Raw genomic sequence first — 12,255 nt, forward strand, 5'->3', positions numbered from 1 at the left:
GCGTGATTCCCGATACACTTTCCGCACCACAACGACTTTGATCTTCTTCCCGGAGCCAGCCCATGCGTACCATTCGAGACCTTGACCTGCACCAGCGGCGTGTCTTCATTCGTGTAGATTTTAACGTTCCCGTCAAAGACGGTCAGGTAACGGACGACACGCGCATCCGCGCTGCCGTGCCCACGATTCAACTGGCGCGTGAAAAAGGCGCCAAAGTCATTCTGGCTTCGCATCTGGGACGCCCCAAAGGCGCGCCGGAAGCGAAATACAGCCTTCAGCCGGTTGTCAGCGTGCTGAGCGAACACCTGGGTGTGCCAGTACGGTTTGCCCCGGACTGCGTCGGCCCGGAAGTCGAAAAGCTGGTGGCCGAACTCCAGCCGGGAGAGGTGCTGCTGCTTGAAAATCTCCGTTTTCACGCTGGCGAAGAAAAAAACGACGAAGCCTTTGCCCGTCAGTTGGCAGTGCTCGCCGAAGTCTATGTCAACGACGCCTTCGGTACGGCGCACCGGGCGCATGCCTCAACGGCTGGAATGGCGGCTTTCATCCCGGAGCGGGGCGTCGGGCTGCTGATGGAGCGGGAGCTGGAATACCTTGGCAAGGCGCTGCATGCGCCGGAGCATCCTTACGTGGCCATTCTCGGCGGCGCGAAGGTGTCGGACAAAATCGAGGTCATTGACAAAATGCTGGATGTGGCCGACGCCGTGCTGATTGGCGGCGCAATGGCTTACACGTTTCTGAAGGCCCGGGGCGTCGAGGTCGGCCGCTCGCTCGTTGAGGAAGACAAACTCGATGTGGCGCGCGCGCTGGAGTCCAAAGCCCAGGCGCGCAACGTCCGGCTGCACCTGCCGACCGACCACGTGGTGGGCGATCTGGCGCGTCCTGAGCTGGAACCCCAGACGGTTCCGGTGACGGCGACGCCGCCCGACCTGGCCGGGTATGACATCGGGCCGGAAACGATTGCCGCCTACCAGTCCGAAATTGCCACGGCGCGCATGATTGTCTGGAACGGCCCGATGGGCATTTTTGAGCAGCCGCGCTATGCCGCCGGAACCAACGCCATTGCGGCTGCCGTGGCGGCCGCTGAGGCCATCAGTATCGTCGGCGGCGGTGACAGTGTGGCCGCCATCAACGCCGCCGGTCTGGGCGACCGGATTACCCACGTCTCCACGGGCGGCGGCGCCAGTCTGGAGTTTCTCTCCGGCATCGAACTGCCCGGCGTGGCCGCGCTCCGGTAAGCCGTTGTCGGGTTGCGTACAGGGAAGGGCATGGAAATCACATCCGTCACGGTAGATGGCTTCCGCAATCTGACCGGAACGTTGTCCGCCGCGCCGGGGCTGAACGTTCTGTGGGGCGGCAACGGGCAGGGCAAAACCAACTGGCTGGAAGCCATCTACCTGCTGGCGACGACAAAATCCTTTCGGACGCACCAGCCGCAGGAACTCATGGCCTTTGGCGCGGCCGCCGCTCATCTGCGCCTGGAATTGCAACGGCGCACGGGCAGTTCCGTCACGCTGGATATGCATCTCGAAGCCGGGCGCAAGGTCATGTTGGTCAACGGCAAGCGGGCGGCTCTGCGCGATTACCTGGGACAACTCGTGGTGTTTGCCTACGGGCGCGAGGCGCTGGATGTCGTCTGCGGCGAGCCGGAGCAGCGCCGGCGGTTTCTCGACCGGGGCATCCTGAGCCTGAAACCGGCTTATGTGCAGACGCTGCTGGATTACGCCCGGGTGCTCAAACAGAAAAATGCCCTGCTGCGCGTTGTTGCCGAGCGGCCTGAGCACCGCGACTGGCTGGATTCCCTGGACGCATGGAATGCGCAACTCGTCGAACTGGGGACGGAACTGCACGTGGAGCGGGCGCGCTACGCCGAACAGCTCGATGCCCATCTGGAACGGCAGCTTTTCGGGGCTGAACGGGTGGCCATCCGCTATGTGTCGTCGCTGGAGCCGGACCTGCCGCCGACGGCGGAAGCCTTCCGGGCCGCCATGACCGAACGGCTGGCGCGCCGCCGCGCGGCTGAACTGGCCGTCGGGCATGCGCTCGTCGGCCCGCACCGGGACGATCTGGCCATTCTGATGGATGGACGGGAAGTGGCGCGCTTTGGCAGCGCCGGTCAGCAACGCAGTACGCTGCTCGTCCTCACGCTGGGGCAACTGGTGCTGTACCGGGCGCACTGCGCCGAGCCGCCGGTGTTTCTGCTCGATGACCTTGATGCCGAACTTGACCTGCAACGTATCACAACCCTGCTGGCGTATCTGGAGGACAAAGCCCAGACCTTTGTCACCACGACCAAACCGGGGCTGGTATGCACTGCGGCCCGCTGGCTGGAGCTGCGCGCCGGGCGGTTTGTCTCCGCCCACGATGGGGACTACCAGCCGCCAGCAGATGTTTTCCCGGAAGCTTGTCTCGAAACACAAACTTCCGCCGCAGGACTGATACCGGCCGATGGTTTTGGCTAGGGTCAAACCGGTATGGATGTGGGTACATTGGCCTGGGTTACGGGCGGGGTTCTGGTTGTGGCAATGCTGTATGCCGCCGTCGGGCATGCCGGAGCTTCGGGTTACATCGCCGTCATGACGCTGGCCGGGTGGGCGCCGAACGTCGTCAAGCCAACGGCCCTGATGCTCAACCTGCTGGTGGCGGCGCTGGCCACCTGGCAGTTTGCGCCGTACTTCGAGTGGCGGCGCTTCTGGCCGTTTGCGCTGCTGGCGCTGCCGCTGGCGTTTATCGGCGGCTACCTCACCGTACCGCCGGAGGTCTTCCGGCGGTTGGTTGGCGGGGTGCTCTGGGCATCGGCGGTCAGGATATGGCTGCCGCGACCGACTGCGGCTCCCGTGGCACTGCCGCCGTTAGGGCTGGCGCTTCCGGGTGGCGCGGGCATCGGTCTGCTGTCGGGACTGACCGGCACGGGTGGGGGCATCTTTCTGACGCCGCTGTTGCTGTTGGCCCGGTGGGCCGAGACGAAAACGGCTTCGGCCGTTTCGGCGGCGTTCATTCTGGGGAATTCGCTGTCCGGGCTGCTGGGGTACGTTGCCAGTGCTGCGCCTCTTCCGCCTTTCGTCTGGCCGCTGTTTGTGGCGGCGCTGGTTGGCGGCTGGCTGGGGGCGCACGTCGGGAGCCGGTATCTGTCGGCGCGCGGTGTCGAGTACGCGCTGTCGGTGGTACTGCTCATTGCCGGTGGAAAACTGCTGTTTGGGTGAGGCTGGATATTTCTTCGCCGGTTGGTCTGTGCTACACAGGGCGACGCAATGTGGCAGTCCTTGACCGGTTGCCGATACTGACGTTGCAAGGAGACGGACTCTAGCTTGCCGTATAGTACGCGATAGTGTATAATAATGCTCATGGAAAGCACGATCAGCACAGGCAAGGCGGCAAAACTTCCCGGTGTCCCGGTCAGGACGTTGCAGCGTTGGGAACGCGAAGGAAGGCTGATTCCGGTGGCCCGAACGGACAGCAACCGCTGCCTCGCGGCGCTGAACCTGAAGCTGAACCTGAAACGGCTGGCAACCGAAACTGCCCTACCCGTGGCGAGTCCGTCCAGCAATGGCGGCGCTGCGGCGGGGACCGTCCCCGCCGTAGTCGGGAAAGTCACGCCTGTCAGATACGACGGTGGTCAACAGGACGCGTCGGGGCAGGAAGAGAACCGTGCGCACTTTTGCGCACATTCTTGATAGCAGGTGATCCATGAATGCAGGAACACTTCCGGGGCCAGCGTCAGCCGACACCTCACGTGTGCGCTGACATCTTCCGCTCCGGTTTTCAGAAACCTTGTGCTTCTGAAACGCCAACCGCCGCCACGACACTGGCTTTATGCCACATACCGGGCGGCGGTTGATGTCTGCCGGCGCGGAAGGCTCATCGTAGACGGTTCTGCATCTACAAGTTTATCCGACCATGGAAAAAGCCCCCAGTGGGGGCTTTAGAGCAAGACCTACATCTGCCACTATAGACGGGTTTGGACCCGCACAACTACTGTGGTAGATAACTGATACAAAGTCAATCTGGTGAGAAAAACCTTATGCCCAGTTCCTTCCCAACCGTTCAGGGCGCGTTGAAAGCACTGGGCAAAATGCCTAATGTTAGGACAAAAAACAAAGCTACCTGACAATAACCACACTTCTCCTGATGAACTGACGAACATCCTTGAGCACTTGTCTAATGCCGATCCGTGTGTTTAGCCTTTTTGTCTCATGGGTGCTTTGAAGATAGGTTCTGACATCGCGTGTTTTGCATCGGTACTTGAAATTAGGTGCAATCTACGTTTCTGTCCGGGTAACATGTGCTATGTTGGGCAAGTGTCAAGGTAGATGAGATTCTCGCCGAAGTCGGACAAAAAGCAGGATATTTGCTTTGTCTCAGCTTGACTGGCGACATCTCCATGGCAACAGTGCCTGACAGATGGTGTGCTTTGAGCACGAATCAGCAAGAGAGTCTCGTGTTTCTGCAAGAGGCACTTTGTGGATTGGATTGATTGTCAAGGGAATTCTCCCGAAACTGATCTGAGGGAAGCGGAATTGGCATAAAGCTCAACTCTTACCTACTGCGGGTAACTCTTCCCAGATGTAACGGACCAGATGTACTGAAACCCTGAAGTGGTGCAGAAATGAATAGTTTCGAGAAGTACCAGGAAATTAGCCAACTTGCCCCAGAGTTTGCGAGCTTTACCAAGCAGGCTGCCCAGAAGGCGCGTAACGAGGCGGAATTTGGACGACAAATGAATAACGAAATTGAGCGCTTGGCAGGGCAGTTGGATACACAATTAGACTCTCGTGAGCAGTACACCCTGGCCACCGGTCGCCCCGATGCGGTCTATAACCGTTTCATTATCGAATACAAATCGCCTGGCTCGCTACAGAACAATCTGCACCACAAGCCTACAGTACGTGCTGTTGAGCAAGTGCAAAAGTACATTAAGGGTTTGGCTGAAGCCGAGCGCCATGACCGCGATCGCTTGCTGGGCGTGGCCTTCGATGGCATCTACTTCATCTTTGTGCGCTACCATCAAGGGCATTGGATTGTCGAGCCGCCACTGGAGGTCAACGAGTCTTCCTGCGAGCGTTTTCTGCGCTCGCTATTTTCCCTCTCTTCCGGCCGCGCCCTTATCCCCGAAAACCTGGTCGAGGATTTCGGCAATCAGAATGTCCTTAGCCAGCAGGTGACCAGCGCCCTCTACTGCGCCTTGGAGCAGCATCCCGACGGGCTGACAGCGCGTCTGTTCAAACAATGGAAATTATTTTTTGGCGAGACCGCCGGTGCCGATGCTGCCGCCGGCAAAATAGCCCATCGCTCCGAGCTACGTGCATTTCTCAAAGGCATGGGGCTTGAGCCCGAAAACGCTGACCTGCCACGCTTCTTCTTTGCCCTGCAAACCTATTTTGCCTTTATCGTCAAAAACATCGCCCGCCTGGTGCTCCAGGCATACGCTGCTGGCGGCCTGGACACCATGCCCCTGACCACTGTTGCTGGGCTGCAGGGCAAAGGGCTGCAGCAGGAACTGCAAAAATTGGAAGAGGGAGATTTTTACCGGGCTTTGGGTTTGAAGAATCTCCTGGAAGGCGATTTCTTTGCCTGGTATCTGCATGCTTGGGATGCCAACGTGGAGGTCGCGCTGCGCCAGGTGTTGCAGCGCTTGGCCGAGTACAACCCCGTCACCGTTCAGGATGACCCGCTTTCGGCGCGCGACCTGCTCAAAAAACTTTACCACTACCTCCTGCCGCGCGAGATCCGCCACGATCTGGGCGAGTTCTACACGCCCGATTGGCTGGCCGAACGCCTGCTCAATCAACTGGGCGAGCCGCTCTTTCAGATGCCCAAACCCGGCGCGTACATTCCTACACCCAACAAGCGCCTGCTGGATCCGGCCTGTGGCTCCGGCACGTTTCTCATTCTGGTTGCCCGCGCCCTCAAAGCCAACTGCTTCCAAGCTGGACTGTCCAAAGCCGACACGCTGGAGGTCATCCTAAGCGGCCTGGCCGGCTTGGACCTGAATCCCCTGGCGGTGATGGCCGCCCGCGTCAATTTCCTGCTTGCCATCGCCGATCTGCTCCCTTACCGCCGCCGCGAGGTGGAAATCCCCATCTACTTGGCCGATAGCATTCTCACCCCTGTTGAGGGCAAAAAATTCTTCGACCAGGGCCGCCGCATCCTGGAGACTGCCGTCGGCACCCTGCCCATCCCTGTCGCTATTGACACCCACGCCGAGATGGAATGCCTGACCAATCTGCTCGAAGAGTACGTACGCGGCGGCTTCGCAACCGAGGCCTTCTTGAAACGCTGCCGCGCCGAATTACCTGACCTGAGCGACCAGGATGAGGCAACATTGCGCGAACTGTTTGAGACCCTGTGCAACCTGCACCAGCAAGGACTGGACGGCATCTGGGCGCGCGTGGTCAAGAACGCCTTCATGCCACTCTTTTTGAAACCTTTTGACTACGTGGTTGGCAACCCGCCCTGGATCAACTGGGAGAGTTTGCCGCAGGGGTATCGCCAGCGTGTGGCTCCGCTGTGGCAACAGTACGACCTGTTTCAGCACAAAGGCTTTGACGCCATCCTGGGAAAGTCGAAAGACGACATTTCAGCACTGATGACGTATGTGGCTGCTGACCGCTACCTGAAACCCGGCGGCAAGTTGGCTTTTGTCATCACCCAGAGCGTGTGGAAGACCAGCGGTGGCGGACAGGGTTTCCGCCGCTTCCGGCTCCCCCCTCCCAACGGGAGAGGGGCTGGGGGGAAGGATGTCCATTTGCGTGTGGTACACGTAGATGATCTCAGCCGCCTACAAGTCTTTGAGGGAGCAAGCACGCGCACCAGCGTCTTCGTGCTGCGCAAAGGCGAGACCACCCGCTATCCCGTTCCCTACACCTACTGGCAGAAAACCAGCCGAGGTCAGAGCCTGGATTACGACAGCACGCTCGACGAAGTGCTGAAGCAAACCCGCCGCCTGCAATTCCAGGCTGCACCGGTGGACAAGCATGACTCCACCAGCGCTTGGTTGACCGCCCACTGCAAAGCCCTCACAACCATTCAAAAGGTACTGGGGCCCTCGGCGTATCAGGCTCGTGCCGGGGTCTGCACTTGGGCCAACGGCATCTACTGGCTGAAGAAAGAAAATGCCCTCCCCTATGGACTATGGGTGGTGCGCAACCTGACCAAGGGAGCGAAACGGAAAGTTGAGCCGGTACCGGTGGAACTTGAACCCAACCTGCTCTACCCCTTGCTGCGCGGGCGGGATGTGCGGCGCTGGCATGCCCAACCATCGGCTTATATCCTGGTAACTCATCTGCCAGACGCTGGACTGAATGCGATTCCTGTCAAGGACTTGCAGAACTGCTATCCCAAAACCTGGTCTTACCTGAAAAGCTTTGAAAAAGAACTCCGCGAGCGTTCCGGCTTCAAGCGCTACTTCACCCGTAAGCAGGGCAAACAGGTAATTGAAACTGGGCCGTTCTACTCCCTCTTCAACATCGGCAAGTACACCTTCGCCCCGTGGAAGGTGGTGTGGCGAGAGCAATCAGCTTGGTTTACTGTTGCTGTGGTTAACGAACAGGAGCAAAAGTGTATCGTTCCTGACCACAAACTCATGCTGATAGGCTGCCAAAGCAAGAAAGAAGCCTTTTACCTAGCAGGTGTTCTGAACAGTGCACCAATAACGTTAGCGGTATGGGCATTCTCAATCTCCATTCAACAGACAACGCATATCACTGATCAAATCGCTGTTCCCCACTTTGACGCCCAAAACCCTACCCACACCCGCCTGGCGGCGCTCTCTCAGAAAGCGCATCAGATTGCTCCGGAGGTCTATGCTGGCGATGCCAATGCCCAACGCCGCTTGGCAGCCATCGAGGCCAAGATTGACGGCCTGGCCGCTCAACTGTGGGGACTCACTCAGGCCGAACTGGAGGACATCCGTCGCAACCTGGTCGAACTCAAAGGCGAGAACTTAGAGGCCACACCTGCTGATGGAGAGGAATGAATATGCCCAATCCCTTCGCGCCTTTACAGCCCGCTTTGCGTATCCTGGCTACCGAGGGGCGCGTTTTGCCTGCTACCGGCCAGGCTATCGTGGATATGGTCTCTCCTGACTTGGAAGAAGCCTATGACCGCGCCACCGGCGGCCCGGGCGAAAAGGTGACCAGCGTGTGGGAAACACGCCAGGAACTTTATCACCAGGTGGTGCCTATCCACCGCAGTCAAGAACATCGCCTGCGTTATTTTCTCGACGGTTCAGCCAAAATCTACTTTATCGGCACGTTGCTCGAACATGAACGCTCCAGCCCAGTGCAACTCGGTCAAATCGGTGCGGCGGCAGTCTATCGTGAGGACGATGGCCGCGTGAGGCGGGCTGCTTTCGAGCACAAAATCTTGCTCTTAATGGACAAGCAGGCCCTTTCCGAGACTTTGTGGAGTGCGGTAGAGCAGGCTATTGCTGGCCATTCTCACCTGCTTCTGCGTTCTACCAACGACAGCCAAGACCGTTTCAGCGAAGCGCTGGGTGTTGTCGAACCCCGGTCCCGCGGCGCCCATCGCGCCAACTGGGCTATGCGTGAAATGGAGATCGCTTTGGCGCGGGATGGCTTACAGCGCAGTGCAGATACGTGGTTGGTGTTGGACGGCGCGCTGGGCACGGAATATATGAATTGGGACGGACTGCCGGTGATTGGTGTGGCCAAGTCTTTCCGCCGCGACACTCAGTTCTACATAGGCAGTGGCCCGCGTGCCAAGCAAATGAACTTGTATTCCCTGCTTGCTGGATTAGAACTCAATCACCGCACTGCTGTGTTCCCCCGTTGGCCTGGACAGGATCGGGAAGGCGCCATCCTGTTCTGGTATGTGCGCATCCGCCCCCAGCGCGGGCTGGACTATCCGCTGATGGGCGTGGTGAAAGTCGAGTGGCCCAATCCGAGCCGCGAATCCATAAACAGCGACTTGGCTGACCGGATCAGCGGCTGGCTGATCGCCGAACGCTGTGTCACCCCACACGGGCGAGATAACCGCTGGCACGCCCATCTGTACGCGATCAGCCTGGCTGAACGAGTTATCAAGGATCGTTTCTACTCGGAAGAAGTTCTCAAAGCTGCTATCCGCTGGCCGCAGGCGGGTGCACAAATCTAATGTTTGGAAGGAATACGATGGCCTCAGAGAACCCGCAAATTACTCACTCGGATTCACCAGCCGACGCTATTGGCCGTGCTTCGGCCACCGAACGCGAACCGAACACAGCCGATCGCTTTTCGTTCTGGATTCGCCCAAGTGCGCGCTTGAATCCTTTTGACATCGTCGCTGCTGAGCATCTGGAGGGCAGTCACACCTATGGGTTGGTCACCAACATTCGCCACGTCACCGACGCCGCTGGTCATCTTTCCAACTTTATTTCCAACGACTTCGGCGAACTGGTGGAGGAACCCAATACCCCGCGCCAAGGTGCTAATGTGGCTGATGTCTCAGTTCTCTCGAACGACAAAGAGATTTACATGCCCGTCCAGAGTGAAGCGCGCGTCCGCTTTGCCGGTGAAGCCGGCATCCACAATGCCTTGGGCATAGACAGTATGGCCGAGAAAGAACAGCGCGAGGGGCGTACTGTGCGCATCCCGGCCGGCCTGATTCAAATGAGCAATGGTTCCGAGGCCGTTGCGTATCTGGATGTGGATTACGTCCTGGGGCCGGAAGCCGGGCACGTGAATATCAGCGGCATTTCTGGCTTGGCCACCAAAACCTCATACATCACTTTTCTCATACAATCCATTTTGCAGACTGTTTCAGCAGAAAACATCGCCGTTATTTTGCTCAACGTTAAGTATGATGACTTGCTCCACATTCACGAGGCACGCCCTCTGACGGAAGATGAAAAGTCTTTATGGGAGAAGATGGGCCTGCGGTCAGGGCCATGGCAGGATGATCGTGTCCACTACCTGTTGCCTTGGGGCAAACAAACCCAAACCACAGGCCGCCCGAACAGTTTTGGGGAGAGTATTCCGCCGCATAGAACCTATGCCTACGATTTGAAGACCACTGCCCCCAAATTGGATTTGCTGCTCTCCCATGTACCCGATCCATGGGATACGCTGGGTGCACTTATCGGTGAGGTCAGTCAGGGATTGCAGAGCAACGAGCCTACGTGGCGGGAGATCAAAACCTGGCAGGACTTGCTTTCCAAACCGCCGCTTTCGGAGAATGGAACGCCAAAATCATTCAAGAACATAGCCGTCTCTTCTGTTGGCCGCTTTCTACGCCTGTTGCGTCGCGCCGTGCAGACCCGCCAGAGTGGCGTGTTTGTGTCTCAACTTAGTACGCGCATGACCACTATTGAGGCTGGAATTGGCGAAATCAAGGGCGGTCATACTTACGTTGTGGACATTGCCCGTCTGACCGATGTCGAGCAAACCCTGGTCTTTGGGGATGTGCTACGCACTGTGTACGCCCTTTATTCCGGCGAAACGGGATTGGCAACGGAAGATGATTTGCCGGAAAAGGTTATCATCTTTGTGGATGAATTGAACAAATACGCTCCTAGCCGGGGCGAAGCTGCCAATTCACCGATTGTGGAGCAGGTTTTGGACATCGCCGAGCGCGGACGTTCCTTTGGCATCATCCTGTTCTCAGCGCAGCAATTCCTGAGTGCTGTCCATCCGCGTGTGACCGGCAACGCCGCAACCAAAGTCTTGGGCCGCACTGACAGCGCCGAGGTCAACGAAGGCAACTATCGTTTTCTGGATAAGGACATCAAGATGCACCTGACTCGGCTGGATAAAGGAGAACTGATCCTGTCGCATCCGATCTACCGTCAGCCAGTCAAAATCCGCTTCCCGCGCCCGCCCTTCCAACAGGGTCGTGTGAAGAAATGAGAGCAAGCGACCTGCCGCCTCTGCCAGAAGGCTTTGAGTACCGCTTGAACCTCAAGCACCATGTCACGCCACGCTTGCTGCGCAATCAGCCTATCCATCGCTGGTTCTGGTTTCCGCACAGTTTCTCTCCCCAACTGATCGATGAAATTCTGTGCGCCTTCCCAGTAGCCGCTGGCGGACGCATCTTCGATCCCTTCCTCGGAGCCGGCACAACCGTCCTGCGTGCCTTGGAATTAGGCTATGCTGCCACAGGCAGCGATCTATCGCCACTCAGCCTGTTTGTCAGCCAAGTCAAACTGGCGAACTACGACGGAGTAATGCTCCGGGAATGTCTGGAAACCATTCTGAACCACTACCACCCATCCTATGGAAATAGCAAAGTGCCTGAGCGTATCCGCAAAGCCTTCACCCCTAGTGAACTGGCTCATCTCAACGGCCTCCGTCAACAGATAGATACTGCTCCCCAACCGGCGCTGGACTTCTTCCGATTGGCACTTTTGCGCGTTCAGCAAGGCATCAGCCGTGCTTGTCCCGATGGCGGCTGGTTTCGATGGGTGCCAAGGGAAGATCAGAGCCAGCTCATCAAGCATCTTTTTGCTCAACAAGCCAATATGCAAATTGCAGATGCGAAGTCAGTCCGATTTCCCCCTTTTCAAATTCTACTTAGTGATGTGCGCCAGCTAGAAAATCTTCAAGGAATCTGTGATTTGGTGATCACATCTCCTCCGTATCCCAATCGACACGATTACTCGCGCATCTTTCACATTGAACTTTTATCGTTGGGCATCTCTGAACGTGAGGTGACTGAACTTCGTCGCACATCTATTCGATCACATGTAGAAGCAGAAGCACCGCCGTTGAACGCCGATGGCTATGTTATCCCATCGAGGTTGGCCAAAATCTTGGATTTACCGGCCAATGCCGATCAGCGGGTGGTTCCACTGATAAAGGGATATTTTGAGGACCTGTATTTGACCCTAAGATCAATCAGCCGTTATTTGAAGCCTGGGGGAATATGTGCCTTCGTTGTTGGGAATGTACGCCATGCTGGGGTGATGGTACCAGTAGATGAAATTCTTGCCGATGTGGGGCAGCAGGCTGGATATAGGTTTATCACTGCCTGGGTTGCCAGGCTTCGCGGAAATAGTGCCCAACAGATGGGACGCTTTGGACGTGAGCTGTCAAGAGAGACCGTAGTGTTTTTACAGAAAGTGAAAACTACAACTTCCCGTCTCAAACAGCGCCTTCCGCTGTCTTCTCATCTAGCACTTGAAAAAAACAACCTTTCTACATCAGGGGACCAGACCAATGCTTTGTGATATTTGTCCAATCCACTTTTGTAATGCGTTGGATTTTCTGCCGTAACCAGTTTTGCGGCGGTTGATGTTTGCCGGCGCGGAAGGCTGAATCTACA

General features: G+C 57.5%; 8 protein-coding genes. All 8 read left to right on the plus strand.

Going from position 1 to position 12,255, the window contains the following annotated elements:
- Window positions 1-62: 62 nt before the first annotated feature.
- The 8 genes from J8C01_RS03630 (at window position 63) to J8C01_RS03670 (ending at window position 12,160) form a co-directional block, all read left to right on the plus strand.
- On the plus strand, window positions 63-1,235 hold the full coding sequence (locus J8C01_RS03630; RefSeq protein ID WP_211432416.1) for a phosphoglycerate kinase: 1,173 nt from the start codon (window positions 63-65) through the stop codon (window positions 1,233-1,235).
- A gap of 30 nt (window positions 1,236-1,265) precedes the next feature.
- Window positions 1,266-2,459: a DNA replication/repair protein RecF gene (gene recF / locus J8C01_RS03635; RefSeq protein ID WP_211432417.1), complete on the plus strand. Its 1,194-nt coding sequence runs from the start codon at window positions 1,266-1,268 to the stop codon at window positions 2,457-2,459.
- Window positions 2,460-2,471: 12 nt separating this feature from the next.
- Window positions 2,472-3,200, plus strand: a complete 729-nt coding sequence (locus J8C01_RS03640; protein ID WP_211432418.1) for a sulfite exporter TauE/SafE family protein — start codon at window positions 2,472-2,474, stop codon at window positions 3,198-3,200.
- A 141-nt stretch (window positions 3,201-3,341) separates the two neighbouring features.
- Entirely contained in the window at window positions 3,342-3,671 is a 330-nt protein-coding gene (locus J8C01_RS15290) for a MerR family transcriptional regulator (protein ID WP_249355474.1), read from the plus strand.
- Between the two features lie 932 nt (window positions 3,672-4,603).
- Window positions 4,604-7,972, plus strand: a complete 3,369-nt coding sequence (locus J8C01_RS03655) for an N-6 DNA methylase (RefSeq protein WP_211432419.1) — start codon at window positions 4,604-4,606, stop codon at window positions 7,970-7,972.
- Between the two features lie 2 nt (window positions 7,973-7,974).
- Window positions 7,975-9,111 carry a hypothetical protein gene (locus J8C01_RS03660; RefSeq protein WP_249355475.1) on the plus strand — a complete coding sequence of 379 codons (1,137 nt, stop codon included), beginning with the start codon at window positions 7,975-7,977 and terminating at the stop codon, window positions 9,109-9,111.
- 17 nt (window positions 9,112-9,128) lie between these two features.
- Window positions 9,129-10,841 carry an ATP-binding protein gene (locus J8C01_RS03665; RefSeq protein ID WP_211432421.1) on the plus strand — a complete coding sequence of 571 codons (1,713 nt, stop codon included), beginning with the start codon at window positions 9,129-9,131 and terminating at the stop codon, window positions 10,839-10,841.
- Entirely contained in the window at window positions 10,838-12,160 is a 1,323-nt protein-coding gene (locus tag J8C01_RS03670; protein ID WP_211432422.1) for a TRM11 family methyltransferase, read from the plus strand. The genes J8C01_RS03665 and J8C01_RS03670 overlap by 4 nt, the downstream gene beginning before the upstream one ends.
- The last annotated feature ends 95 nt before the right edge of the window (window positions 12,161-12,255 follow it).

The sequence above is a fragment of the Chloracidobacterium sp. D genome (genome assembly GCF_018304685.1).
In the GTDB taxonomy this organism is placed as follows: Bacteria; Acidobacteriota; Blastocatellia; order Chloracidobacteriales; family Chloracidobacteriaceae; genus Chloracidobacterium; species Chloracidobacterium thermophilum.

What these genes read in the sequence shown, in the direction of transcription:
- J8C01_RS03630 (WP_211432416.1), top strand. Translation starts at nt 63, where the DNA reads ATGCGTACCATTCGAGACCTTGACCTGCACCAGCGGCGTGTCTTCATT.
- recF (WP_211432417.1), top strand. Translation starts at nt 1,266, where the DNA reads ATGGAAATCACATCCGTCACGGTAGATGGCTTCCGCAATCTGACCGGA.
- J8C01_RS03640 (WP_211432418.1), top strand. Translation starts at nt 2,472, where the DNA reads ATGGATGTGGGTACATTGGCCTGGGTTACGGGCGGGGTTCTGGTTGTG.
- J8C01_RS15290 (WP_249355474.1), top strand. Translation starts at nt 3,342, where the DNA reads ATGGAAAGCACGATCAGCACAGGCAAGGCGGCAAAACTTCCCGGTGTC.
- J8C01_RS03655 (WP_211432419.1), top strand. Translation starts at nt 4,604, where the DNA reads ATGAATAGTTTCGAGAAGTACCAGGAAATTAGCCAACTTGCCCCAGAG.
- J8C01_RS03660 (WP_249355475.1), top strand. Translation starts at nt 7,975, where the DNA reads ATGCCCAATCCCTTCGCGCCTTTACAGCCCGCTTTGCGTATCCTGGCT.
- J8C01_RS03665 (WP_211432421.1), top strand. Translation starts at nt 9,129, where the DNA reads ATGGCCTCAGAGAACCCGCAAATTACTCACTCGGATTCACCAGCCGAC.
- J8C01_RS03670 (WP_211432422.1), top strand. Translation starts at nt 10,838, where the DNA reads ATGAGAGCAAGCGACCTGCCGCCTCTGCCAGAAGGCTTTGAGTACCGC.